We start from the raw sequence: 23,120 nt of genomic DNA on the forward strand, positions 1-23,120 counted from the left end.
CTGGCTGTAGTACGTTGGTGTCAGCTGGAGGAGAGTCGCCCAATGAAAGCGTTGCAGTATGCCCAGAATGTATCCGATCTGTTTGCCCTGCCTGAAGGCTATCTCAGGGTTAAAGAGTTAATGGACTCTGACACCGCCAGTTTGGACGAAGTTGCAGAAGTTATTTTACTGGACCCGGTGCTCACTTCAAAATTGCTGAAACTGGCTAATAGCGCAATTTACAGTTTGCCTTATCAGGTAGAAAGTGTCAGTAAAGCTCTGTTAGTGCTGGGTAAAACGCAGGTATATAATCTGGTGTTGAGTATCGGCATTGCATCAGCCTGCAGTAAAGTTGACACCTCAGCCATAGATCTTGAGCGCTTTTGGGAGCAAAGCATTAATGCTGCGCTTATTGCCAAATATCTGGCCCAGTGCTGCGGAATTAAACCAACAGATCGTTTCTATGTTGCAGGTTTACTGCATAATATTGGTGAGTTGGCGGTATTACAGAATGATGCAGCGCAGGCATACAGCTGTCAGGCATATAACGCAGAACAGCGCCCATGGCAGCTTCAGCAAAGTAAACTGGGTTTTACTTATGCCGATTGTGGCGCAGAATTGCTGCATTTGTGGCATTTACCCGACAGTATTGTCGAACCGGTAGCACTGCAACACAGCACCCGCTTTGACCAAAAAAACAAAGCTCAGCTGATTATTTATCTCGCCGTGCGTTTAGCTCTGGCGAATCAACATCCCGAGATGTACTCCACGAAGCGACTTGTTGACCCTTTTGTACTGGAGTTATTAAACTTAACTCAGCCAGACATTATTCGCGCCATCGACTTTTGTAACACCGAGGGCCTGTTTATTTTGTCCGTATTAAACCCCAGGATCAGCACTATTTATTAATATTTTCTGTCCGGTACAACCTCAGGTTTGCCGGAACAGTTATCTGGAAGCCGTTCATGAGCAGTTCAAGCAAGAAATCTCCGTTGTATACCGCCTATTCAGGCTCTGCATTACTGGAAACACCATTACTTAATAAAGGCAGTGCTTTCACTGCAGACGAGCGTTTAGCGTTTAACCTTGCCGGTTTATTACCACCACGTTATGAAACGATAGAAGAACAGGTAAGCCGGGCTTATATGCAGTATAAAAGTTTTGATACTGCGATTAACAAGCATATCTATCTGCGTGCAATTCAGGACAACAACGAAACATTATTTTACCGGCTGTTGCAACAACATCTGGAGGAAATGATCCCAATCATCTATACGCCAACAGTAGGTGATGCCTGTGAGCAATTTTCTGATATTTACCGCAGTGCCCGTGGCTTATTTATCAGTTACCAGGACCGCCATCAGTTGGATGATGTATTGCGTAACGCCACCAAGCGTAAGGTTAAAGTCATTGTTGTTACTGACGGCGAGCGGGTATTGGGGCTTGGCGATCAGGGTATTGGCGGTATGGGTATTTCTATCGGCAAGTTGTCGTTGTATACCGCCTGCGGTGGTATCAGCCCGGCTTATGCATTGCCGGTAATGCTGGATGTAGGCACCAACAACGAAAAGCTGCTGAACGACCCAATGTATATGGGCCTGCGGCAAAAGCGGGTTGGCCAGGCAGAGTACGATGAGTTTGTAGACCTGTTTATTCAGGCAGTAAAACGGCGTTGGCCAGATGCTATTATTCAGTTTGAAGATTTTGCCCAACCCAACGCCATGCCTTTATTACAGCGTTACCGCGACAAAATATGCTGCTTTAACGACGATATTCAGGGTACAGCTGCAGTAACAGTGGGGACTTTACTGGCGGCATGCCGTAGTAAAAATGCAAAGTTGTCTGAGCAAAAAGTGGTGTTTGTTGGTGCAGGGTCAGCAGGTTGCGGTATTGCTGAACAGGTGATAAGCCAGATGGTAGCGGAAGGCATAAACGAAGCACAGGCACGCAGCCAGGTTTATATGATTGACCGCTTTGGCTTACTTACCGACAGCACACCTGGCCTGCGTGATTTTCAACAGGCTTTGGCGCAGTCTTCAGCGGCAATTGCAGACTGGAGCTACAGCAGTGAATTTCCAAGCTTACTGGATGTAATGAACTGTGCCCAACCGGGGATTTTAATTGGCGTATCAGGCCAGGCTGGTTTATTTACCGAGCCGGTAGTGCGGGCGATGAAAAAAGGCTGTGCAACGCCGATTATTTTCCCGCTTAGCAACCCGTCACGTCAGGTAGAAGCTACACCAGAACAGGTAATCAACTGGACCGAAGGCGACGTTATTATCGCCACCGGCAGCCCTTTTGCACCAGTGGCATATAATGGCAGGTTTTACCCGATAGCCCAATGTAATAACAGCTACATTTTCCCTGGTATAGGCCTTGGCGTTATTGCCAGTAAAGCCCGGCTTATCAGCGATGAAATGTTGCGCGAAGCCAGCAAAACTCTGGCCTCTGCATCGCCAAAAGCAAATAGCGGCGAGGGTGGTTTACTACCGGCCTTTACCGAATTGTCAGCGCTGAGTAAGCAAATAGCCTTTAACGTAGCCAAAGTAGCAATGCAGCAGGGCCTGGCGCTTGAGCTGGATGACGCTATGTTGCTGCAAAAAATTGACGATAATTTCTGGCTGCCGCAATACCGCCAGTATAAGCGGGTAAGTGCCTGAGTTGACAAAGCTGCTTACAATTAGTTTTTAGACTAATTATCAGCCAGAGGGTAGGCTATGTTTTGGTATAACCAAAACTATAAAGGAACCCTCTAATGCATAAGTCTGTTATTGCCCTTGCCGTGGCCGGTATTCTTGCCGGCTGCGGCCCGGCACCACAAAACAATACCCCCAGTTCCACACCTGAAGTTGTTGTAGAGCAAAAGCAGCAGTCAGAAACTGAGCGGTTAAACCAGTGGTTTGAAGTTAAGTACGAGCAACAACTACAACAAAGCCCGCTGCAAATGACTTTTCTTGGTCGCAAAGATAAGTATGATCAAGTAGACGACACCTCAATAGCAGCAGAAGATGAGCAACTGGCCTGGTTGGCCGCAACGGTAGAAGAGCTTAAAACCAGCTTCGATTACAGCAAGCTTGATCTTGAAGCCCAAACATCTTATGACATCTGGGTTTATCAGTATGAACAGGCCAAAGAGGGCGTAGCGTTTCGTAAAAATGGCTATGTGTTTACCCAGATGCATGGCATTCACGCTATGTTGCCGCAAATTATGATCAACTTTCATAAAGTTGATACCGCAGAAGATATGCAAGCCTATATCAAGCGTATTGAAGGTATTAGCCGGGCTTTGACACAGCTGCTGGAACGGGCTCAGGCGAATGCAGAGCATGATGTACGCCCGCCACGCTTTGCCTATGATGGCGTTATAGAGCAGATTAATAATCTGATCAGCGGCGCTCCGTTTACCGACGCAGAACAGGACATACCGTTGTGGAGCGATGCTAAAGGCAAAATTGATGCTTTGGTTGCAGCCGATAAACTTACCGATGAGCAGGCCAAAAAGTTAGCTGACGATACAAAAACCGCCCTGCAAACACACTTCTTGCCGGCGTACACTGCGTTGAAACAATGGTTAGAAAAAGATATTCAGTTTACTGATGAAATTGCTACCGGCGTAGGCAAGCAACCAAATGGTACAGCCTTTTATAACTACCGGTTAAAAGCCTCTACTACTACCGACTTAACCGCAGATCAGATCCATCAGATTGGTCTGGATGAAGTTGAGCGCTTAACCAAAGAGATGATCGCAATTAAAGACAAGGTTGGCTTTCAGGGCGATTTACAGGCGTTCTTTAAGTTTATCAAAGATGATGATCAGTTTTATTACCCGGATACCGATGAAGGCCGTGAAGGCTATCTGGAAGATTCAAGACAGTATCTGGCGTTTATTAATGAAAAACTGCCAGAATACTTTGGCATTTTACCCAAAGCTGAACTGACAGTTAAACGGGTAGAGCCATTTCGTGAACAGCCTGGTGCGGCACAGCATTATTTCCCTGGTACCCCGGATGGTGCAAGACCGGGTATTTATTATGCGCATTTATCTGACATGCGTTCTATGCCGAAAAATGAGATGGAAGCCATTGCCTATCACGAAGGTAATCCTGGCCATCATATGCAAATTTCTATCGCACAAGAGCTAACCACAGTACCCACATTCCGTACTCAGGCCGGGTTTACTGCCTATTCAGAAGGTTGGGCATTGTATTCAGAGCTGTTGGCAAAAGAAATGGGCGCCTATCAGAACCCATATTCAGATTTTGGCCGCCTGATCACCGAAATGTGGCGCGCAGTGCGCTTAGTGGTAGACACCGGCCTGCACAGTAAAGGTTGGAATGAGCAACAGGCGATAGATTACTTCCTGGAAAAAACACCGATCGCCCAGGGAGCCGTGATCTCTGAAGTACGTCGTTACATCGTTTGGCCCGGCCAGGCGACAGCATATAAAATCGGCATGATCAAAATTCTTGAACTGCGCAGCAACGCACAGAAAGAGCTTGGGGATAAATTTGATATCCGCGCTTTTCACGATACCGTGCTTGGCGGTGGCGCCTTGCCACTTAGCGTGCTTGAAAAACGGGTTAATAACTGGATTAACACGGTAAAAGCGGGGTAATCAGCTTAGCGTTAAGCTATATAAAGTCAACAGGCCGCAATTGCGGCCTGTTTTTTGCCTGTTATTAATTACCTAATATGACAGGAGGGCTTATGCGAGTTGAATCTTTCCGTGATCTACTAACCTGGACATCCGGTTACCATCAACATTTATCCCATTGTTTTGCTCAAAGTGCCAAACGCCATTCAGACGAACGCAGTAGGATGTTGCTTGATCATCTTGCTGATAAGGAAATTCAGCTGGCCGACACCGTGGCTGGTTTTAAAGAAATTGCTGCTGACAACACGTTAAGTACCTGGTGCATTGAGCATTTGGAGCAACATCCGCTGCTTGATAATACCGTGGATGGCAAAGCATTTGCTGCAATGACCAATGCTGAAATTATTACTGAAGTAGAAAATCTGCATCAGCAGATAATCTTGCTCTATCAAAACCTTCAAGGACGCTCTCATCCGCCGCAAATGCAGCGACTTTTGGCGGAGATCCACGATTTGGAAAAAAATGAGGCACAGCAAATAATGCAAGGTGCTAACAGGCTGGAAGATATTTAGCTGGTTACCCGGCTACTTTGGTATACCAGGTAATCTTTACACTACACCATGTAACATTGAATAATATTGGAGGCACATTATGAACGTTCAACCGGTTTTAACAGGTAAAAAAATTGCAATTCTTGCCACTGATGGTTTTGAGTTCAGTGAGCTTACCTCTCCCCGAAATACTCTGATTGCTGCAGGTGCTACAGTACATATTATTTCACAGCAAGATGGCAACATCAGAGGCTGGTCGGGTAAAGATTGGGCTGACACCGTAGCAGTAGATAAAACCCTGCAACATGCCAAAGCAACAGACTATGATGCTTTAGTGTTGCCAGGCGGCTTGATAAACCCCGACACCTTGCGCCAGGACGAACGAGCGGTCCACTTTATTCAGGCCTTTTTCAGTGATAGCGCCAATAAGCCGGTGGCAGCCATTTGCCACGGCCCCTGGTTGTTGGCAGAAGCTGGCGTACTAAAAGGGCGCAAAGTTACGTCATATAACAGTATCAAGACTGATTTGAAAAATGCCGGCGCCATTTGGGTGGACGAACAGGTAGTAGTAGACAATGGCCTGGTAACCAGCCGGACTCCTGACGATTTAGAGGCGTTTAATAAAAAACTACTGGAAGAAATACGTGAAGGGCGCCACGCCGCATAACTTTGCAGTTAACCCTAACCCAGCCATGAGCCACACGCAGTAGTACCAGGGCTGGCAAACCAGCAAGGATGCTGTCAAACTGCTTGGCAATTACGTTTTAAAGGCAGGTAGAAGGAGTGGGTTATAAGTAAGCAACATGCGGCGGCCACACCGGGTATTAACGATCTGTGGTTTCTACCACTGGGGGGCACCGGTGAAATTGGCATGAACCTTAACCTGTATGGCCATGCCGGCCAGTGGTTGATGGTAGATTGTGGTGTAACCTTTAACAGCCCTTTGTCTGCGCAATATAGCACTGTTGATGGCACCCCAAATGCCGAAGTACTGGCAGCAGATCCTACTTTTATCAGCCAGCAAAAAGAAAATTTGTGCGGCATAGTTATTACCCACGCGCACGAAGACCATATTGGTGCTTTGCCACAATTGTGGCAGCGTTTTAATTGCCCGGTATACACCACGCCATTTACCGCTGAAGTACTGCGGCGTAAGTTAAGTGGTCTTGGCTTAGCTGACAAAGTACCGGTTATTGAAGTATTAAGCGGTGCCACTATAAATATTGGGCCTTTTTGTCTGCACTGGCTGGCTATTACCCATTCTATTCCTGACCCCCATGCTTTGGTGATCAAAACCCTTGCCGGTACTGTATTTCATACCGCAGACTGGAAAATTGACGCCAGCCCGATCACTGGCCGCGCATTTAAAAGCACGATATTTAAGCGCCTGGCGCAGCACAATATTACGGCGATGGTGTGCGATTCTACCAATGCCTTGCGTGAGGGGTTTTCTCTGTCTGAAGCTGACTGCCATAACGCCTTATTACAGGTTGTTAAAGCCGCATCAGGCAGGGTAGTAGTAACGGGGTTTAGCTCTAACGTAGGCCGGCTGATTTCACTGGCCCGTATAGCCGCCCAAACCGGCCGGTATCTGGCACTGCTGGGCCGTTCGCTGGACAATATGGTAGGGGTAGCCCGGGCTACCGGTTATTGGCCTGATGAGTTAACAGTAGTGGACGCCAGTCATATTGGTTATTTACCAAAGGAAGAGGTGTTGGTTATTGCTACCGGTTCACAGGGAGAGCCGCGTGCAGCCCTTAGCCGTCTTGCCGATGATAACCATCCGCTGTTGCTGCTGGAGCAGGGCGATCTGGTGGTTTTCAGCTCTATCATTATTCCCGGTAATGAAATGCTGATTAGCCGCCTGGTGGAGAAATTTAACGCCCGGAATATCCAAACATTGCAAAGCCATGATACTGAGCTGCCAATTCACGTGTCCGGTCATCCAAACAGGGGCGAGCTGGATTTACTCTACCGTTGGGTACAGCCGCAAATAGCCGTGCCGGTGCATGGCGAAGCCGCGCACTTAGCCGCTAATGCCGATGTTGCCAAAGCCGCCGGTGTGCCACAACAACTTACCGGATTAAACGGTGATTTGTTTGTGCTAGCCCCCGTACCGCGTTTATGGCCGGGTTTTGTTAAAGCAGGGCGCATTGCTTTGGTACGTTGAAATTGGGCACAGTAATTTAAATAAAGCCAGCGTAGCTGGGCTACCAGAAAAGCCTTGAGGTATAAATGACAGTTAAGTTTTCTCCTATTTTGTTATACAGCCTGCTGTTAGCCAGCCCGGTGCTGGCAGATCAACCCGCGTTACCGCTGTGGGAAGCCGGTTTAATTGGTATTAATGTCAATCAGTTGGCATATCCGGGTTCAGATCAGTTGGTACGGCGCAACTTTGTATTACCGTATTTGATTTATCGCGGCGATATACTACGCGCTGACCGTAACAATGTAGGTTTGCGTGCATTTAAAACCGACTCTCTGGAGCTGGATATGGGCTTTGCCGGCTCTCTGGGGTCGTCCGATGATGATATTACCGTACGTGAAGGTATGGACGACTTAGGTATTTTAGTAGAAGCCGGGCCACGGCTGCGCTGGACGTTAAGCGAAGATTTCTTTGGTACCACTGTGCGGGCAGATTTTCCGCTGCGGGCAGTGTTTGATCTGGACGACAGTCTGCGATATAGCGGCGTGAGCTTTGAGCCAGGGCTAAATGCAGATCTTATCACCGCAGCACAAACGTTTTACTCTTTTGGCGTAAGCGCACTGTTTGGCAATGAAAGATTAAACGATTATTTTTATCAGGTATCAGAAGACGATGTTACTGCGCAGCGGCCATTTTACGATGCACAAGCCGGTTTAATTGCCCTTAGAGGATCGGCCAGTGTGGGTAAAAAGTTCTCTGATAAATGGCGCGGTTTCGGTTTTGCCCGCTATGAATGGACGCAAGGCGCTAAAAATGCCAACAGCCCGTTGCTGGTACAGACGGGAGGCTGGTCGTTTGGTGTTGGTGTTACCTATATCTGGGCAGAATCGGCACGTAAAGTAACGGACTAACCTGATATTAAGCGGCTTGCTGGTGTTCAACAGGCCGCTACGTAGTCAGAGATTAAACTGAGCAAAATCGTCGCTGCTGTGGCGCTCTGGCAACAGCGGGCCATCGCCAAAGTTACGGTTAACAATATAACCGCGTTTAACCGCCGGGCGCTGATCAATCTGTTTTGCCCAGCGCATCAGGTGCTTATAACTTTGGGTATCTAAAAACTCTGCGGCGTTGTAAGCCCGGTTTAGCGCTATACCGCCGTACCAGGGCCATATTGCCATGTCAGCAATGCTGTACTCATCGCCCGCGACAAACTCATGTTTTGCCAGCTGTTTGTCCAGCACATCTAATTGCCGCTTGGTTTCCATGGCATAGCGATTTATCGGGTACTCATATTTTTCCGGTGCGTACGCATAAAAATGGCCAAAACCGCCACCGACAAAAGGCGCACTGCCCATTTGCCAGAATAGCCAGTTCAGTACCTCAGTGCGTTTGGCGATATCTTTCGGTAAAAATGCACCAAATTTTTCTGCCAGGTAAAGCAAAATAGAACCTGATTCAAACACCCGCACACCGTTAGTGGTATCCAGTAATGCCGGAATTTTTGAATTAGGATTTACGCCGACAAAACCGCTGCCAAACTGGTCGCCATCTTTAATGCTGATAAGCCAGGCATCATATTCAGCACCGCTGTGGCCAGCAGCCAGCAGCTCTTCGAGCATAATGTTTACTTTAACACCGTTGGGGGTGGCCAGTGAGTAGAGTTGCAAAGGCTGTTTACCTTTGGGCAGCACTTTATCGTGGGTAGCACCGGAAACAGGGCGGTTAATACTGGCAAACTGGCCGCCATTTTCGGCGTTCCACTGCCAGACTTTGGGTGGGGTATACTGTTGGCTCATCATGTCTCCTTAAGCTGGGTGGGTAAAATAGTTTTACAAGGAACAGGCTTACACAAGATATAGTTACGCAGGTAAAACATCTCAAGGGGCTGATCAACAACATGCATACCACTTTATTCTACCTGATAACCAAACCGACTAATTGTTATGCAGCTTAAATGGCTTAGCTCATTAACTCAGGTGACCGCACAGCAGTGGGATATGTTGTTTATCAATAATACGCCACACGCTTACCCTTTTTGCCGGCATGCTTTTTTACTGGCGCTGGAGCAGGGCGGCAGTGTAGATAGTGTCCACCGCACCAGCAAGCACAACCGCGGCTGGTATAGCCAACATTTGACATTATGGCAGGACAACATTTTGCTGGCTGCAGTACCTGGCTATATTAAAAGCCACTCCTATGGCGAATACCTGTTCGACTGGCTAATTGCTGAGGCGTATCAGCAGCACAAACTGGCTTATTATCCGAAATGGATAGCCGCTATTCCCTTTACACCGGCAACCGGGCCCAGGCTTGGCCTGCTAAGTGCTGATCTTGCCGATAGCCTGTTGCCACTTGTTTGTGCAGCAATAAAGCAGCGAGTAGCAGCGAACGATTTTTGCAGCGCGCAATGGTTATATACAACAGCACCATTGCAACACAACCTGACAGAGCAGGGCTTTTTAGCGCGGCATGATGTGCAGTTTTTATGGCAAAACAGCGGTTATAAGCAATTTGATGATTTCTTGCAGCAGCTTAATGCCCGTAAGCGTAAACAAATCCGTCATGAGCGCCAAACCAACGGTTTTAGCATCAAAACGCTGCATGGCAATGAGCTTAGTGCTGTGCATTGGCAGGCAGTTATCCGTTGTTATCAGGCTACCTATTTAAAACGCTCCGGCCATCATGGCTATATCAGCCCGCAAAGCTTTATTGCTTTGGCTGAAACCATGGCCGATAGCATCGTGGTATTTGCGGCTTTTAGCGGCGAAACAGAACAAGACATTGTTGCTGCTGCCCTGTGTTTTAAAAGCGCTGATACTTTGTACGGCCGATATTGGGGCACACTTATTGATGCCGAGCATTTGCATTTCGAGCTGTGTTATTACCAGGGTATTGAGTATTGCATTAAACATGGTCTGCGCTACTTTGATGCCGGTGCCCAGGGCGAGCATAAACTTAAACGCGGCTTTGAACCGGTAATGCGCTATGGTAGCTACCTGTTTGCTGATACGCCGCTAAGTGGTGCAATAACAGCATATTTTCAGCAGGAAACTGAACACCTTAAAGCCTATAGTACGCAGGCGATGCAGGCTTTGCCCTATAAAAAGTCTAGCTAAGCGCCAGTTCGGAAAAACTGCAGCAAACGGTTATTTGCCGGCATACTGTGATCGTGCTGTAGCGTAAAACCGGCGGCAGCGGCCAAAGCAACAACCGCAGCAATATCACGAATACCCATTGCCGGGTTGCGGCTTTTAAGTGACAGATTAAAGGCTTTATTACTATCACTGGTAAAGCGGCCGTTATAGTTAAAAGGGCCATAAATACAAAGCGTTGCTTGCTGTGTAGTTAAAGCGGTTAAGCGGCTGAAAAACTGCTTAACCACAGGCCACGGCATAATATGCAGCGTATTGGCGCTAAACAGTGCGTCAAACTGCTGCTCTGGTAATGCATCGGTACTGATGTCCAGTTGCAATGGCAAGGGCAGGTTAGGCAAGGCTGCACGGCGCAGCCTTTCGGTTAAATCAGGCAAGTACATCGCCTGATCCGACGCCTGCCAGCGCAAATGTGGCAAAGCAGCGGCAAAATGCACCGCATGCTGGCCGGTACCGCTGCCCACTTCCAACACCTTACTGCAATTAGAAAAGGCTTGCTGCAACACCGCTAAAATGGGCGCTTTGTTGTTTTCGCAAGCCTGGGAGAAAGGCAGTTCGGTTTGCATTAATTTGGTCACCTATCAGAAATTCAGTGCAACGCCGGTGCCCAGCAAAGAAGCATCACTATCGAACTGATAGTTAATGTATAAATCGATCATTGGCGTAACGCGATAACGCGCCGAGATATCGCCAAAAGTACTACTGTCACTGCCTGAGCTGTCGTTATAACGCAGCGCTGCTGACAATTCCAGACTCTGGATCACAAGATAACGAAAACCAGCACTGGCCTGGAAGCCATTGAACGTTTGTTTTTCAAAATTAACCACTCCCATTTCTGAGCGCACATAGCCAGCTTCAATAAAAGAATCTATGTTTTTAGCTACTGCCTGACGCACACCTAAGCCTACAACTAATTCAGACGCTTCCAGCTCAAGCCCCACAATATCATCAAGGACAATATCACCTGATACATCATAGTAAGAAGCATGCAGGTACAAGTTATCAGACAACAGATAACGGGCATTTAGCTGATAACCATCAAGATCTACGTCATCATTACCTATATTTTTAATCGTTGCTTTGGCATAACCAGCACCTACGTAATTCCAGTTAATATCAGACTTAGCAGCCTGTTTCCAGCCAATATTTGACGTATTGGCTTGTGCAGCAAAAGCAGAGCAGCCTAAAGCAGTCAGAGCCAGGCCAGCGATAATTGACTTCATAAAACCTCTGTTGTGATCTAAGGGAAATAAACGCAAACAGAGTAGCATCTTTGCAGCAAATAAGTGAACATGTTCAATAAAGTATTGTAGTATCAGCGTCATGCTACAAGCAGGCTTAATGTGGCACGGTTGATAAAGGAGAGTTATGAATAGCGTCCGACAATGCGACGACAATATTGACGAAGTTAGGGATGTCTTTGACGTTATTGAACGCTTTTCTAATCAAAGAAAAATTCCAATAATTAAAAACACCCATGCCTGGGAGCAGAGAATAGGCGGTGTGTTTCTGGTTACTTTGGCCGTTTCACTTGTCACGCTGGTAATAGCGCCAGAATGGTTGATTTATTCGGGCGCAATTTGTTTGCTCGCAGCATTTGCGTACGCTGTAGCGCAAATCCTTAGTTTTGGCATTTTTTATAATCAACCATTGTCGGGTTACAGCAAACTGGCCAGTATAAGAACTCACAATAGAATGGACTTTATAGATTACCTTGCGTCATTTTCAGAGGATTCATTGAATGAAGTTAAGCGTACCATCGAGAAGGACTATGAAACGATCGATAAACGAATAGGCTTTTTGATTGGTGTCATTGATAAAACAGGGCTAATACCGGCAGCAATAGCACTGATTTTTGCAATCCAACAACAAGGTGGCATTTTATCGGGCATCCTATACGGAACCGCGATAGCGATGTACGCCACAGCTTTTTTAGGTAAAAGGGCCATTGAAGTAATGAAGTCTAATGCTGAATGTATAGAGCTAGCGTTGAACTTGCAGAAGGAAGAGAAATAGCACATGAGCACTTACAATCAACTGTAAACGCAATTCAACATAATAGAAAAACGGACTTATGCCCGTTTTTTAATGCATTTAATCTAACCATTATTAAGATCTACGCCTCCCGACGAGAATAGTGGGCTTAATTGAAGTATGAGATTTTACATAAACATCAATTTCAGCGCTTTCATGATTAGAAGGATAGATGGAATCTACAATGAACTCGATTTCAGAAAACTCAAGAACGTCACCAATTTCAGGACGTTTAGGTAAGTCATGAATTTCAGACCTACCGTTATAAAAACAGATGTTGAATGCTTGCATGGTCAACCTCAAATTTGCCGGTCAATATTTAACCAAGATGATTGTGACACCCAAAAACAAAAAGATCAAATAATTCTTTAAAATCAGCTACTTGTTAATCTTTAATTAACCAATAAAAATTAATTTAGGGTTAACTCAAACCATCTGAGAAGTCCTGAACTAAACGATTTAAATAGTCAGCAGTATGCAGGAGCATTTTGTATTTAGCGCCCTGGTAATGTCTCGTAGCTTTTTCCGTGTTGCTTTAAGCTTGCTCGGCTGTCCACTTACAGCGCCATAGCATGGCAATGAGGCAGTTTCACAACGAACTTAATCTGGAAGTAATCAAATCGGTCATATTTTTCAATTTTTCTTTTGCTACCTTTTCAGATGATTGAATCCTTTCCAAATACTTACTAAATCGGTAATCCAAATGTTGGATGTCATTAAAACGATAGTTATTTATAGAAAGTTCCAGGTCTTCACGGATAGATGTTATATGGTCTTTATAGCTACGGAATTCTTGAGCGATAGCATTTAGTTCATCTAATTGAGCTTTAATCACAAATGCCTTGCTAGGTGAAAGAACCGAGATATTAACTCTAACGCTTTCAAAATCATGGATTATCATCGACCATACGCCTTCAGCTCTGATTATTTTCAGTAATAATTGAGTTTTAAGGCTTCCAAGTGAAAGCATATTGTCGCGTTGCCAAATTTTTATGCTTAAAATAAGACTAATAATCGATATAGTTAACGCAAAATATTCCATAAACACCTAAATTTAGCCCTTAAAATCTTTAACCAATCTATTTAGGTAATCTGCAGTATGCAACAACATTTTGTACTTAGTGCCGCTGGTTCTGTCCTTTTCCCTTGCCGCCTTGTGAGCTGTTCTGCTGTCCATTTACGCCAGCCGTGGGTAATTGGCAGGTAGTCTACGTTATCTGGCAAGACAGCAGCAAATTGATGGGTGAGGGCGATGAACCGCCGTTAATGCTTAAAATATGTTAAATACTTGCGCTATTGGCTGACTGCGAGTTATGTTCTACGCGAATTCACAACAACTCACAAGCTGCAAGGACGTGCCAATGTCGGTTTTTCTGTATGCTATTAAAGTGTTTAACTCAGTTTTCATCATTAGCAGGTATTTAGTTTGGAACATCTAACATCAGACTTAGTTAACACACATTGGTTAATTGCTGCGGTAGTTATCAGCATTTCATTGGTATCAGGGCTGATTAAAGTTATCAGAGCCGTCATCGATACTCACGACGAACTGTATTTAAAACGTGATCTAAAACGGCTAGCCGAGGTTAAAGCCAATATTTCTGTTGATTCAAAGGTCGCGGAATATCTTGATAAACGTATTGAAGAAGAAGCTTTTGTGTTGGCATCTGGCATTCGTGCATCAATGGAAAACGCAGACATGCTGAGGGAGTTATATTTGAAAAACTTTCTCACCAGTAGACAGTTAAAGCGCATTGCGAAGTACGTCAGACCAATAAACGGCAAAATTGCCATTGAATTTGGCTGGTTTGATAAGAGCCAAACGTTTTATTCTTTTTGGGCGTCGATAATTTTATTCATTTTGGGCTTCAGTGGTATCGTGCCGCTAATAGCAGAGCCAAGCTTGCTTCATGCTTTGTTTGCTATAACAATGTTTGGCGTAGCGCTATCACTTATCTGGTTTGTTGGTTCAGACTTTCAGCGGTATAAAACCTTGTACTTTGTCTGGTGCAGGCTGAAAACAGAGAACCAGCTTGCAAACCCTGATTTAGAAGTTAAGACGAAGGGGGTTTATACGCCAACTTATCAATTCAATTAGTGGATGGCGATGGTAGTAACACAGATAAATAGAAATCACGTAAAAGGCTAGCATGCCTTATTGGTTGCAACTGTCAATTTAACATAATTGACGTTTGCATAGCGGGGCTTAAAGCCCCGTTTTTGTACGTTTGTTATGGCATTTGGTACAGAAAGGAACTTCTTGACCATTAACCTTGTACCAATATCGGTTCTGTTTCATTGTTAAATATCTACCACAAGAGCCGCAGTTACTAAGTCTGGGGCTGGAGTGATAGATAATAAATCCAACGACCATTATTACAAATACAAAACCATAGCCAATTAGATTAGCAACCTCACTTGTCATAATTAAAATCCTTTTTCTTCAATGCAGTAATTTTACATAGCTAATTTGACGTATTCTATAAAGACACTACAGTACTAGGTGTTCTTGAAAAGAACTATCAATTTATTTTATAAGGAAATTACATGACAACTTACTACGTAAATGATAATCCGCAAAACACTCCAAGCAAAGAGCACGAAGTACATACAGCGGGTTGCAGTTGGCTAAGTCTTGCAACGAACAAAAGCTATCTGGGAGAATTTAGCAGCTGTAAAGAAGCTGTAGCTGCTGCAAAAAGAAAATACAGTAGTGTGGATGGGTGTAAACATTGTAGTCCGGCATGCCACACTAGATAACCATAAGGGGGCTTTAAGCCCCCGTCTTAATGGGAAATAGTAAGATTTATATCGTAAACATGTGAGTATGCTTCAGGAATCATTTCAAATGGTGAGGCAGAAACAATGCCCTTGATGATCATGGCGCTGTACTGAGGATCACAATTCAAAGCCGAAATACTGGTAATTCCACCGTCAGGAGAAAGTTTAAGATTAACCATACAAGTTAAACCAGCTGGCAAAACAGGCTTAAACTTCTGAATCTGGTTCCTAATTAAAACGGTGTTGTAAACAACAGCATTAACCATCTGACAGCGGTTAGGTTTGTAGCAATACTCATACTTTTTTTCTAACTCAGGTGCAGCAAGCAGCAAAGAAAAAACTAGTTCTATCATAAGGTTTAGCCGGTTCCATCGGTAAAGTCCTGTACCAGCCTATTAAGATAATCAGCAGTATGCAACAGCATTTTGTATTTGGTGCCACTGGTGATGTCTGAGAGCTTTTCCCGTGTGGTTTTAAGCTGCTTTGATGACTGTTCTGCTGCCCACTTGTAGCGCCATATCATAGCAACGTCACCGGCCGTACAGCTACCGTGTGGTGTGTGCAATATGCCGTCTTTGTCTATGCTGCAATGCCGCCAGCCGTGCGTTAGTGGCAGATAACCAGAGTTGTGTACGGCAAGGTATCGGTAGGCTGACGGGTGCGGGGTATTTGTTTCATACCAGCGTTTGGCGGTTTGCTCTGTAACGCCGAAAAATTCTGCAGCTAACTTGTGCTTTTTTTCCCAAAAACCAAATGCAGATGTATACATCTGCCTGAAGTCTGGTAACGATGCTTTTTTAGGCAACATACGTCTGAATTACTCCCTGAAAAGCGACCGGAACTAGTTCCAGTACCTTAAAGGGGTAATTATTGTTAGCTTTTGCAAAATAGTCCTTATGAAACAATGATATATGTTTAGTGGTAGTGGTTTTCCGCTACAGTAAAGTGTGTAGTTCTACTGCGGATGTCCGCACTCAGTTCGAGTGTAACAGGAACTCGAACTTTCGCCGCTGCTCAACACTGCCAAAATCCACTCCTTTTTAGCCCCAAAAATCGCAGACGCGCAGACGCGCCGAGAATGTGAAAAAACGCGCTTAGGCGCGGGGCCGGAGACGGCCAAGAAAACGCAGCAAGCTGCGAGACGCTAACGCGATCTAATGCGTGCCTGCGGCACTGCTTTTTATGCCAGCTGCGCTGGCTAGGGGTTCGGCAGGGCGCGAACCGGCGCCGGATTGGCCGCCAGTCCTGCGAACGCGAAAAAGCCCTGTGCCGCTCACAGCTGGGTTGGCTCCCGTTGCGCGCGCTCCTCCGTCGCGTGCTCACTGCAAAGGGGCGTTGCCCCTTTACCCCATAGCACAACTGCCGCTTGCTCGCGCTTGCCGCCCCTAAAAGGGGCTGGCAGCGCTCACAGCTTCGGCAGTTGTGTCCGGTGGCGGTTTACCATGATATGCCAGAGAATCCGGCATACAGGTCAGGCGTTGCGTGACCCCCTCCAGCTGTATACGCGCCACACACTGGCCCATCTCCCTGACATGGTAGCTTAGCGGGTAGTAGGGCGCTCCGGTCTGGTCAACAAAATTGACCTGCCAGCCTTTGTTAGTGAGCTGCCAACCGGCCATGTAAATGACCTGTGATTGTCCTGGCTCTGTTGTCTGTGACGCAGTTTCGGATTTATCGGCCTGTTTTTCTTCTGGTTTGGGGTAGTAATAGTCGTAAGGTGCTATCGGTTTGGCGCTGCAGCTGCCGTACAGCTGTTTGTAGGCGTCATTACATGACCAGACGCCCTTTTTAGGGATTTCTGGCTCTGAGGTGACTAGGGCATTAACGGTAAACGCTGCAACTAATGCCCCAATTGAAAAAAAATGAATGCTTTTAACCTGGTAGTTTTTAACTGCATTTTTTGCGCGCTCCCATTTAGTTACGTAACGCCCGTGGGTGTACCAGCTGGGCAGAATAGTCGTTAAGCCGGTAATACCGGAATGGTTTACCGATTCGCTGAAAAGTTGCTCGGTGTTGTACGCTTCATAAAGGCGGCTACCGTAGTATTGCCATCGGTCAACGGTCATGGCCATTTCAGATATGCCGTACTTCACAATGCCCATGTGCAACTGCGGCATGGGTAAATCAAAGGTAGTTAGCAGTTTGAACAGGGCGGAGATAATAGGAATGCGCATCCTGTCCATGCGGCGGCAGTAAACCACGTGTTCGGCAATGGTTCGCCTGGCATCGGCGTCCAGGTTCTCTATGTCCTGAATGATAAAAATTGCATCCCAGCGCAGTTTTCTAAGCAACTTAAAATGCGCATTCACTTCGGCACGCCCAGGGGCGTTCCAGTTGCGCGAATTTAAAAAAATGCCGGTTTCGTCCAGGACAAGCAGACCGTTTTTGTTTTCGTCAATTTTGTCATCGTCGTAGCCGCGGGGAAGGGCTTCAAGGTCTGCTATGGTCGGTATGTCAGGTAACCGGTAAAGCTGGGTTTGCTTCTTGTCAGGGCCAAGCATGTGCTCTGGATAGATATCAAGGTTTGTGGCAACTTTACGGCCCTGCAGCAGGTATTGCTGTATGCGCGACACAGACATCAGGCTTTTGCCGCCACCCAGTTTACCTGTAACTATCCAGACCGGCACGGTTACTTAGCCTTGAAATGCGAAAGCGCTTTTTCTGCCCAGCGTGCTTTCATCCTGGCGATTTCAATAATCAGGTGAACACTGAGGCTTAAGAGGTAATAGCCGATGATGGTAGCAGCAAGAGCAGGCATGTTGGTCGGCAAAAAGGATGCTATGCCAATAAGGGTGTTTTGGCTGATATGGCCCATGCCGTTTATATAGTCAGTGATAGCACCGTTTACGAAGGCAAAAAAGCCAAGGATGCTGCCGACAATGGCAGCAAACATGATGGTGTAAATAGCAATGGTTTTTAAGGCACCAATGGCCCAAGCTGCAGCCAGCCAGGCGAAGTAACGCGACAGAAAAGCACCAAAAAAAGCGACTATAGGCATGTTAAGACATCCTTATTTTTTTGATATCAGCGCTGATGGAATGGATAAGGAAAATAATCGTTAGCACAGTGAGCACCCAGGACAAAATACCCGAGCTGGTGGCAGCGTACGGGCAAAGGTCTAAGCTGATATTGCTGCCAAACGATACCGGCTGACAGTTATCAGCAGCGAAATCAAACAGTGCCGGAACAGATGAAAAAGCACGTAAGTTTTCATCTAAATTCAGTAATTGGCCTTCTTTTTGGTTGTTATCGTCAGAGTTAATGGCACCGATAATGTCACCAAAGCCATTGTCTATCGTGCGTTGGTAGTCTGGCAGCGATACACCGTCTGCTGCTGCTTCGCCTTCCTCAGCGGTTCCCATGCCATCTTTAATGCCGTCGATGCCTTCTTTGATACCGTCTAATTTGCCCTCAATGCCAGACATATCAGGGTTGCCAAGGCCGTCGATAGCATCGCGAATACCTTCTAAATTGTCGTTGGCTTCGATAAGGCCCTGACCAAGGCCGTTAACCTTTTCAACGAGGTTGGCGCTGTTCTGGTTTTCTACTTTTAAGCGCTCGTTAGTCTCGTTCTGGCGGTCTGTAATGGGGCTGAAATCCTGATCCATTTCTAGGTTGATGTTGGTGACCTTGCCTTCGCTATCTGTGGCGGTGCCGGTAACGCTGGTATTGCTGGAATTAGGGCCACCGCCAGTGCCAGGAACACCTGAACCATCATCACCACCGGGTGGTGTTTCGGGGTCTGTAGGTTCGCAGTTTTCAGTGCAAGGTTCAGGGTCACAGTTTTCAGTGCATGGCTCAGGGTCTGCGCCACCGTCTGGGCCAGTAGGGGCATCACATGAATCCACAGAAATAAAATGCGTAAAATTGCCGGAGCCGGTAGGGACTTCAATGGCATCTTTAGACCGGCAGAGTAATGGCTGTGGATTGGTGCCGCCTGTAGTGAGGCTGGTGTTTACGCAATAGCTATCAGCAGAGCTGTGATAACCCTCAATTGTATTACCTTCAATAGTCCTGCACGTTTGGGTAGGTTCATCGGCAACCTGTGTTGGAAAAGTGGTATATCTAAGGACAGGAACATTGCCACACGAGTAGTTATTGGGAATAGGATTTGAGCCTGAGCAATATGTTAAACCGTAAGTTAAACCTGAGCTGGTTGTAAGCTCCAAAGCATCAGCCAGATAAGCGTTAATGCAAGGGCTGTCATGCTGATTGCAAGGAACATAAACTTCTGAGGGAGACAGTGACCAGCCTGTAATGTATTGCGCACCTTGATACATAGCAAAGCCAGATACACGCATTGCTTGAGAATAAGAAAAACTGCTCCAGACAGAAGCAGTTAAAGCGATAAATAACATTAACGTTTTCATGTCTGGAGCGGCCTTTGTTATTTAGCTGCCCGCTGAGCAAACTTTTTAAATAAACCAATGCCGATTATGGCAACGGTTACAGCGGTAGCGATAGGCCACGCATGACCTGTCATAGTTGAAATTTCTGTACCAATTGCTGTGAACGCGGCTTCTACTGGATCCATTGGATACCTCTCAATTTAAAGTTAACGTGTTGCTGTCCAGGCAAGACGCCGGAACAGATAAAGACCAGCAGCAAAGCACCAGCCTAAGAAATAGGAACCGATGCAGGCGCTGGCGATAATCGCGAAAGTAATCATTTTGCTGACGACTCCCACGCATTCAGGCCCAGACAAAAACAAATACAGCAACCGGTCATCATAATGACGCCGGCTAAGTAATCGAGTTGGTCAGGGTCAATGAATATGGTTTCCATTTAGACGGCCTTTTTAACTTGCGGGTCGTCTATGGTTAAGGCTTCAAAGGTCATACCGCTTTTAGTGATTTTGGTGCGGCAGTTCAGATACACCTCTTTCATAAAGACGTTTGCCTTGCGTAGTTCCTCTGCCAGCTTGATATTTGGCAGGCCGGTACTTTGGTCAATCAGCTTGATTTTCAGGGTAGGAGAGCCGTAGCTGAACCCTGTTTTACGCTGATCGTTATTCGGGAAATTTTGAACGCCGGTAACGCTGGCATACGGCGTGGTACTGCCGTCTGACTGTTCCATTAAACCGGCTGAAATTTCAGTAATGACAAATTGCACTGTGGTTAAGCTCATAGTGTTTCCTTAGGCCGCGCGGCCATGAATTACAACAAAGTTGCGGGTTGAGGGTTTGCGATACCAGTCCGGCATTTGGTGCGGTTGGACAGTGATTTCGCGCTGGTGTCTTATCATTGGCAATGCTGTACGGCTTGCATCGAATGGCATGGAGATATCCAGACCGAGCTGGAGCAGACGCTGTTTATGCACGTAGTATTGACGCGGGTACTTACCGGTATCTTCGTTGTATAAGGGCTGACCATTGAGCCACATATGACAGTAGTTAGCGGTAGCGTTCGCGGCCTGACGTGACTTACAAACTTGGCGGCGTAGCAGCTGGTCGGCAATGGTTACATAGTCCATAGTTGCGACCTCTAGAGTTTCAGTGAGATTTTCCAACGTGGTTAACGTGTGGTGTGTTGCTAAATCCTCGATAGTGACATGGCCGTAAAAGCACAGCTCATAGCGGTCTAATTTCTTAGCCTTAAAGCTGTGTTCTTCGCGGACAATTCCGGCAGCCTGACAGTGTTCAACCAGCTTTTTGTAATAGGATTTATCTTCGTCGCTGGCGTCTTTCAGGTTCTTTTTTTCATGTTCAACAAGTTCAAGCCATTTGATATAAAACTTGCTGTAATCCCAGCTGCTACCGCCTATGCTGCGGCTGGTGGAGTAATCAACAGTAGCGCCGTTAGGGTAAAGGTTAGGACGCTTACCATTGGGCATAGACATCGTTGCGAGGGCGCGCAAAAAGGCGAATTCGTTTTGATACCCGACCATATGATTCCGCGTTATGTCTACATGGCGAATTATGGCGCCGGTGTAACGCTTTTTGTGCTTGCGGTTGGCAGCATCGTCGTGAAAGTCTTTCGTAAAGTAGAAGCTGCCGGTGGTGAACGGTGGTAAGCCAAGCTTGCCCAGCACTATGTTGTAAACCTGTATGCACTCTTCAAAAGTGGTGAATCCATACAGGTTTTCAACACGGCCAAAGCGTGAGGGGTTGCCCTCAACTCTAACGCGGTGGCCATCACAGCTAACACGTAGTGACGTAGAGAAGCTGCTTTGAATGGTGGCGCGGGAAGCAACGATTTTTTCAGGGTCAAATTCGCCTGTATGCAGGTTCACGGTGACATAGCCCTTGTCACCAATCATTGGCAGACGATCACCTAAGTGTGTCTGCTCAACAACAAGCCGGTCTATGAACCAGTGGCCAAGGGCGGACATTACGCTGCACCGCCTAAAGGTGCTAATGAAGCAACAAAAATTGCGCCAAAAATAAGAGCTATACCCAAAATGCCGTAAGCGGATTTGCCTGAGTAAACCCACTTATTGCAGCAAATAAAGCCACCGATAAGCATACAGCCAGCAAAAAGACCGTAAGGTAAAGAAGGGTCATTAAGTAAATCATTCATGACGACAACCCCTTAACACGGCTGTAGCGTAACCGGCGATCAGTACGTAAAACCTCTTTACGCATATCAAGCTTGGCATAGTGCTTTTGTAGCCAGTTGCGTACAGGCTTATCCACAGATTCTGTGGATTGTTCAGGTATAACAAGGTGCTCAACAGCGGCCGGAGAATCATGGGCTGGAACCGACTTAGATAATTCCAGCTGCTGTTGAGCGTAAACGGCTTGGTACTGTTCAACTGTGACTGAAGGGCTAACACCGTCAAACGTGATAACCAGTGGTAACTGGTAATTGCGTGAAGCGAAGAAAATCAGGCCAAATTCATCTATGACGCTGTAGCTTTGGTAAGTGGTTACGTTTGCGTTGATGGCAGCAAGCTTTGCCAGTGCATCGGCATAGTCCGTTGCGGTATACAGAATTTGAGTAACTTGCTCTAACTTGTTCATGGTTCCAGCCTCTAACAAGGTATGTCAATCGTGACATAAAAAGTATGATCCTCTGCTTTTAATATGTCAAGCATGACATACTTATAGATGCTAAAATTTCGGAAAAATAAGGGGATAGTGAAATGCCAGATAACTACAGCTATTGGCTTGTAACGAAGCTAAAGGAAAAAGTGGGACTGAAAACGGATTCTGAGATAGCAGAACGTATTGATGGTCTGAATCAAGGGAATGTTGCGCACATTAAAGCCGGTAGACGTCACTTAACACCAGAGCAGGCTTTGTTCATTGCTGAACAGTGCAACTTAGACATTGGTGAAGTGCTGGTTAAGCTGGATATGGAAAAAGCTAAATCACCGGCAGTACGTGAAGCACTGGGTAGCGTCCTAAAGAGGATAGCCGGGGCGGTAGCGGCCATAGCTCTGATAGCGGGGCTAATGACGACTCCGGCGAGTGACGACGGCAGCCTTGCTGCGTCCTAATGCCTATTTAACATAATATACATTATGGGATATAATCTATAGTTGGTAAAGCAGCTATTGAAACCATAAAATCCATGTGTCACTTCTAATTACCTCTAGTATGCTTCCAATAGGCTTTCTATTTTAACTCAACGCTGTAGAATGCTTTCGTTCTGTATTTCTGTTCAGGTTTATCTATGGCAATTACCATTCGCCCTAATGACGAGCAACTGGCTATCTTAGCTAAAGCACAGCGTATGACAGCTGAGCTTACTTACTCAAAAGCTATCTTTAAAGGCCTTGCTGAATATATACAGCTAAAAAAAGATTTTGATGAGCTGGAAAAAAAGCATAACGCACTGCTAAGTGCGCATGCCGAGTTAAAAGACACCGTAACCATGTATGTTATGTCGAAAACCAAGCTGGAACGTATGCTGCAAAATGATGCCAAAGCTCAGGATTAA

At 46.2% G+C, this 23,120-nt stretch carries 26 protein-coding genes; 12 read left to right on the forward strand and 14 right to left on the reverse strand.

Annotation, left to right across the window (positions count from 1 at the left end; genetic code table 11):
* The first annotated feature begins 42 nt into the window (after window positions 1–42).
* The 7 genes from M2404_RS16590 (at window position 43) to M2404_RS16620 (ending at window position 8,181) form a co-directional block, all read left to right on the forward strand.
* Window positions 43–888: an HDOD domain-containing protein gene (locus tag M2404_RS16590; protein ID WP_259240877.1), complete on the forward strand. Its 846-nt coding sequence runs from the start codon at window positions 43–45 to the stop codon at window positions 886–888.
* 56 nt (window positions 889–944) lie between these two features.
* Entirely contained in the window at window positions 945–2,639 is a 1,695-nt protein-coding gene (locus M2404_RS16595) for an NAD-dependent malic enzyme (RefSeq protein WP_259240878.1), read from the forward strand.
* Between the two features lie 95 nt (window positions 2,640–2,734).
* Complete coding sequence (locus M2404_RS16600; protein ID WP_259240879.1) at window positions 2,735–4,594, forward strand: DUF885 domain-containing protein; 1,860 nt, start codon at window positions 2,735–2,737, stop codon at window positions 4,592–4,594.
* Between the two features lie 203 nt (window positions 4,595–4,797).
* The gene (locus M2404_RS16605; protein ID WP_259240880.1) at window positions 4,798–5,145 is read left to right on the forward strand and encodes a hypothetical protein; all 348 of its coding nucleotides are present in this window, start codon (window positions 4,798–4,800) and stop codon (window positions 5,143–5,145) included.
* Between the two features lie 79 nt (window positions 5,146–5,224).
* Window positions 5,225–5,791 carry a type 1 glutamine amidotransferase domain-containing protein gene (locus M2404_RS16610; RefSeq protein WP_259240881.1) on the forward strand — a complete coding sequence of 189 codons (567 nt, stop codon included), beginning with the start codon at window positions 5,225–5,227 and terminating at the stop codon, window positions 5,789–5,791.
* 204 nt (window positions 5,792–5,995) lie between these two features.
* Window positions 5,996–7,294 (forward strand): ribonuclease J, encoded by a 1,299-nt coding sequence (locus M2404_RS16615; RefSeq protein ID WP_259240882.1) that lies wholly within the window; start codon window positions 5,996–5,998, stop codon window positions 7,292–7,294.
* Window positions 7,295–7,359: 65 nt separating this feature from the next.
* Window positions 7,360–8,181, forward strand: a complete 822-nt coding sequence (locus tag M2404_RS16620; RefSeq protein ID WP_259240883.1) for a MipA/OmpV family protein — start codon at window positions 7,360–7,362, stop codon at window positions 8,179–8,181.
* A 45-nt stretch (window positions 8,182–8,226) separates the two neighbouring features.
* On the opposite strand, the gene yghU is transcribed toward M2404_RS16620, so the two are convergent.
* Entirely contained in the window at window positions 8,227–9,069 is an 843-nt protein-coding gene (gene yghU, locus M2404_RS16625; protein ID WP_259240884.1) for a glutathione-dependent disulfide-bond oxidoreductase, read from the reverse strand.
* 144 nt (window positions 9,070–9,213) lie between these two features.
* On the opposite strand from yghU, the gene M2404_RS16630 reads away from it, so the two are divergent.
* Window positions 9,214–10,386, forward strand: a complete 1,173-nt coding sequence (locus M2404_RS16630) for a GNAT family N-acetyltransferase (RefSeq protein ID WP_259240885.1) — start codon at window positions 9,214–9,216, stop codon at window positions 10,384–10,386.
* Here the strand turns inward: M2404_RS16630 and M2404_RS16635 are convergent.
* Window positions 10,383–10,988 carry a class I SAM-dependent methyltransferase gene (locus tag M2404_RS16635; protein ID WP_259240886.1) on the reverse strand — a complete coding sequence of 202 codons (606 nt, stop codon included), beginning with the start codon at window positions 10,986–10,988 and terminating at the stop codon, window positions 10,383–10,385. The two genes, M2404_RS16630 and M2404_RS16635, sit on opposite strands and share 4 nt — an antisense overlap.
* A 15-nt stretch (window positions 10,989–11,003) precedes the next feature.
* Window positions 11,004–11,645, reverse strand: a complete 642-nt coding sequence (locus M2404_RS16640) for a porin family protein (RefSeq protein ID WP_259240887.1) — start codon at window positions 11,643–11,645, stop codon at window positions 11,004–11,006.
* 145 nt (window positions 11,646–11,790) lie between these two features.
* On the opposite strand from M2404_RS16640, the gene M2404_RS16645 reads away from it, so the two are divergent.
* Window positions 11,791–12,438 carry a hypothetical protein gene (locus M2404_RS16645; RefSeq protein ID WP_259240888.1) on the forward strand — a complete coding sequence of 216 codons (648 nt, stop codon included), beginning with the start codon at window positions 11,791–11,793 and terminating at the stop codon, window positions 12,436–12,438.
* A gap of 607 nt (window positions 12,439–13,045) precedes the next feature.
* Here the strand turns inward: M2404_RS16645 and M2404_RS16650 are convergent.
* Window positions 13,046–13,498, reverse strand: coding sequence for a hypothetical protein (locus M2404_RS16650; protein ID WP_259240889.1), 453 nt, complete (start codon window positions 13,496–13,498; stop codon window positions 13,046–13,048).
* Between the two features lie 384 nt (window positions 13,499–13,882).
* Between M2404_RS16650 and M2404_RS16655 the strand changes: the two genes are divergently transcribed.
* Entirely contained in the window at window positions 13,883–14,554 is a 672-nt protein-coding gene (locus M2404_RS16655) for a hypothetical protein (protein ID WP_259240890.1), read from the forward strand.
* 688 nt (window positions 14,555–15,242) lie between these two features.
* Here M2404_RS16655 and M2404_RS16660 read toward each other — a convergent pair.
* The 10 genes from M2404_RS16660 to M2404_RS16705 all read right to left on the reverse strand — a co-directional run bounded on the left by M2404_RS16660 (window position 15,243) and on the right by M2404_RS16705 (window position 22,198).
* The gene (locus M2404_RS16660; RefSeq protein WP_259240891.1) at window positions 15,243–15,590 is read right to left on the reverse strand and encodes a cell envelope integrity TolA family protein; all 348 of its coding nucleotides are present in this window, start codon (window positions 15,588–15,590) and stop codon (window positions 15,243–15,245) included.
* A gap of 5 nt (window positions 15,591–15,595) precedes the next feature.
* Entirely contained in the window at window positions 15,596–16,006 is a 411-nt protein-coding gene (locus M2404_RS16665) for a hypothetical protein (RefSeq protein ID WP_259240892.1), read from the reverse strand.
* Between the two features lie 616 nt (window positions 16,007–16,622).
* On the reverse strand, window positions 16,623–17,864 hold the full coding sequence (locus M2404_RS16670) for a zonular occludens toxin domain-containing protein (protein ID WP_259240893.1): 1,242 nt from the start codon (window positions 17,862–17,864) through the stop codon (window positions 16,623–16,625).
* A gap of 2 nt (window positions 17,865–17,866) precedes the next feature.
* The gene (locus M2404_RS16675; RefSeq protein ID WP_259240894.1) at window positions 17,867–18,235 is read right to left on the reverse strand and encodes a hypothetical protein; all 369 of its coding nucleotides are present in this window, start codon (window positions 18,233–18,235) and stop codon (window positions 17,867–17,869) included.
* 1 nt (window position 18,236) lies between these two features.
* Entirely contained in the window at window positions 18,237–19,085 is an 849-nt protein-coding gene (locus tag M2404_RS16680) for a hypothetical protein (RefSeq protein WP_259240895.1), read from the reverse strand.
* Window positions 19,086–19,624: 539 nt separating this feature from the next.
* On the reverse strand, window positions 19,625–19,771 hold the full coding sequence (locus M2404_RS16685; RefSeq protein ID WP_259240896.1) for a major coat protein: 147 nt from the start codon (window positions 19,769–19,771) through the stop codon (window positions 19,625–19,627).
* Window positions 19,772–20,022: 251 nt separating this feature from the next.
* Entirely contained in the window at window positions 20,023–20,364 is a 342-nt protein-coding gene (locus M2404_RS16690) for a hypothetical protein (RefSeq protein ID WP_259240897.1), read from the reverse strand.
* Window positions 20,365–20,373: 9 nt separating this feature from the next.
* Window positions 20,374–21,567, reverse strand: coding sequence for a phage/plasmid replication domain-containing protein (locus M2404_RS16695; protein ID WP_259240898.1), 1,194 nt, complete (start codon window positions 21,565–21,567; stop codon window positions 20,374–20,376).
* The gene (locus tag M2404_RS16700) at window positions 21,567–21,755 is read right to left on the reverse strand and encodes a hypothetical protein (protein ID WP_259240899.1); all 189 of its coding nucleotides are present in this window, start codon (window positions 21,753–21,755) and stop codon (window positions 21,567–21,569) included. Before M2404_RS16700 ends, M2404_RS16695 begins: the two co-directional genes overlap by 1 nt.
* Window positions 21,752–22,198: a hypothetical protein gene (locus tag M2404_RS16705; RefSeq protein ID WP_259240900.1), complete on the reverse strand. Its 447-nt coding sequence runs from the start codon at window positions 22,196–22,198 to the stop codon at window positions 21,752–21,754. Before M2404_RS16705 ends, M2404_RS16700 begins: the two co-directional genes overlap by 4 nt.
* A gap of 170 nt (window positions 22,199–22,368) precedes the next feature.
* Between M2404_RS16705 and M2404_RS16710 the strand changes: the two genes are divergently transcribed.
* Together M2404_RS16710 and M2404_RS16715 are read left to right on the forward strand one after the other, a co-directional pair.
* Entirely contained in the window at window positions 22,369–22,677 is a 309-nt protein-coding gene (locus M2404_RS16710) for a hypothetical protein (protein WP_259240901.1), read from the forward strand.
* A gap of 176 nt (window positions 22,678–22,853) precedes the next feature.
* Window positions 22,854–23,120: a hypothetical protein gene (locus M2404_RS16715; protein WP_259240902.1), complete on the forward strand. Its 267-nt coding sequence runs from the start codon at window positions 22,854–22,856 to the stop codon at window positions 23,118–23,120.

This window comes from Rheinheimera pacifica (assembly GCF_024809855.1).
Lineage (GTDB): Bacteria > Pseudomonadota > Gammaproteobacteria > Enterobacterales > Alteromonadaceae > Alishewanella > Alishewanella pacifica_A.

Excerpts from the sequence above, each read along its gene's own strand:
- M2404_RS16590 (WP_259240877.1), top strand. The coding sequence starts at position 43 with ATGAAAGCGTTGCAGTATGCCCAGAATGTATCCGATCTGTTTGCCCTG.
- M2404_RS16595 (WP_259240878.1), top strand. The coding sequence starts at position 945 with ATGAGCAGTTCAAGCAAGAAATCTCCGTTGTATACCGCCTATTCAGGC.
- M2404_RS16600 (WP_259240879.1), top strand. The coding sequence starts at position 2,735 with ATGCATAAGTCTGTTATTGCCCTTGCCGTGGCCGGTATTCTTGCCGGC.
- M2404_RS16605 (WP_259240880.1), top strand. The coding sequence starts at position 4,798 with ATGTTGCTTGATCATCTTGCTGATAAGGAAATTCAGCTGGCCGACACC.
- M2404_RS16610 (WP_259240881.1), top strand. The coding sequence starts at position 5,225 with ATGAACGTTCAACCGGTTTTAACAGGTAAAAAAATTGCAATTCTTGCC.
- M2404_RS16615 (WP_259240882.1), top strand. The coding sequence starts at position 5,996 with ATGAACCTTAACCTGTATGGCCATGCCGGCCAGTGGTTGATGGTAGAT.
- M2404_RS16620 (WP_259240883.1), top strand. The coding sequence starts at position 7,360 with ATGACAGTTAAGTTTTCTCCTATTTTGTTATACAGCCTGCTGTTAGCC.
- yghU (WP_259240884.1), bottom strand. The coding sequence starts at position 9,069 with ATGATGAGCCAACAGTATACCCCACCCAAAGTCTGGCAGTGGAACGCC.
- M2404_RS16630 (WP_259240885.1), top strand. The coding sequence starts at position 9,214 with ATGCAGCTTAAATGGCTTAGCTCATTAACTCAGGTGACCGCACAGCAG.
- M2404_RS16635 (WP_259240886.1), bottom strand. The coding sequence starts at position 10,988 with ATGCAAACCGAACTGCCTTTCTCCCAGGCTTGCGAAAACAACAAAGCG.
- M2404_RS16640 (WP_259240887.1), bottom strand. The coding sequence starts at position 11,645 with ATGAAGTCAATTATCGCTGGCCTGGCTCTGACTGCTTTAGGCTGCTCT.
- M2404_RS16645 (WP_259240888.1), top strand. The coding sequence starts at position 11,791 with ATGAATAGCGTCCGACAATGCGACGACAATATTGACGAAGTTAGGGAT.
- M2404_RS16650 (WP_259240889.1), bottom strand. The coding sequence starts at position 13,498 with ATGGAATATTTTGCGTTAACTATATCGATTATTAGTCTTATTTTAAGC.
- M2404_RS16660 (WP_259240891.1), bottom strand. The coding sequence starts at position 15,590 with ATGATAGAACTAGTTTTTTCTTTGCTGCTTGCTGCACCTGAGTTAGAA.
- M2404_RS16665 (WP_259240892.1), bottom strand. The coding sequence starts at position 16,006 with ATGTATACATCTGCATTTGGTTTTTGGGAAAAAAAGCACAAGTTAGCT.
- M2404_RS16675 (WP_259240894.1), bottom strand. The coding sequence starts at position 18,235 with ATGCCTATAGTCGCTTTTTTTGGTGCTTTTCTGTCGCGTTACTTCGCC.
- M2404_RS16685 (WP_259240896.1), bottom strand. The coding sequence starts at position 19,771 with ATGGATCCAGTAGAAGCCGCGTTCACAGCAATTGGTACAGAAATTTCA.
- M2404_RS16690 (WP_259240897.1), bottom strand. The coding sequence starts at position 20,364 with ATGAGCTTAACCACAGTGCAATTTGTCATTACTGAAATTTCAGCCGGT.
- M2404_RS16695 (WP_259240898.1), bottom strand. The coding sequence starts at position 21,567 with ATGTCCGCCCTTGGCCACTGGTTCATAGACCGGCTTGTTGTTGAGCAG.
- M2404_RS16700 (WP_259240899.1), bottom strand. The coding sequence starts at position 21,755 with ATGAATGATTTACTTAATGACCCTTCTTTACCTTACGGTCTTTTTGCT.
- M2404_RS16705 (WP_259240900.1), bottom strand. The coding sequence starts at position 22,198 with ATGAACAAGTTAGAGCAAGTTACTCAAATTCTGTATACCGCAACGGAC.
- M2404_RS16715 (WP_259240902.1), top strand. The coding sequence starts at position 22,854 with ATGGCAATTACCATTCGCCCTAATGACGAGCAACTGGCTATCTTAGCT.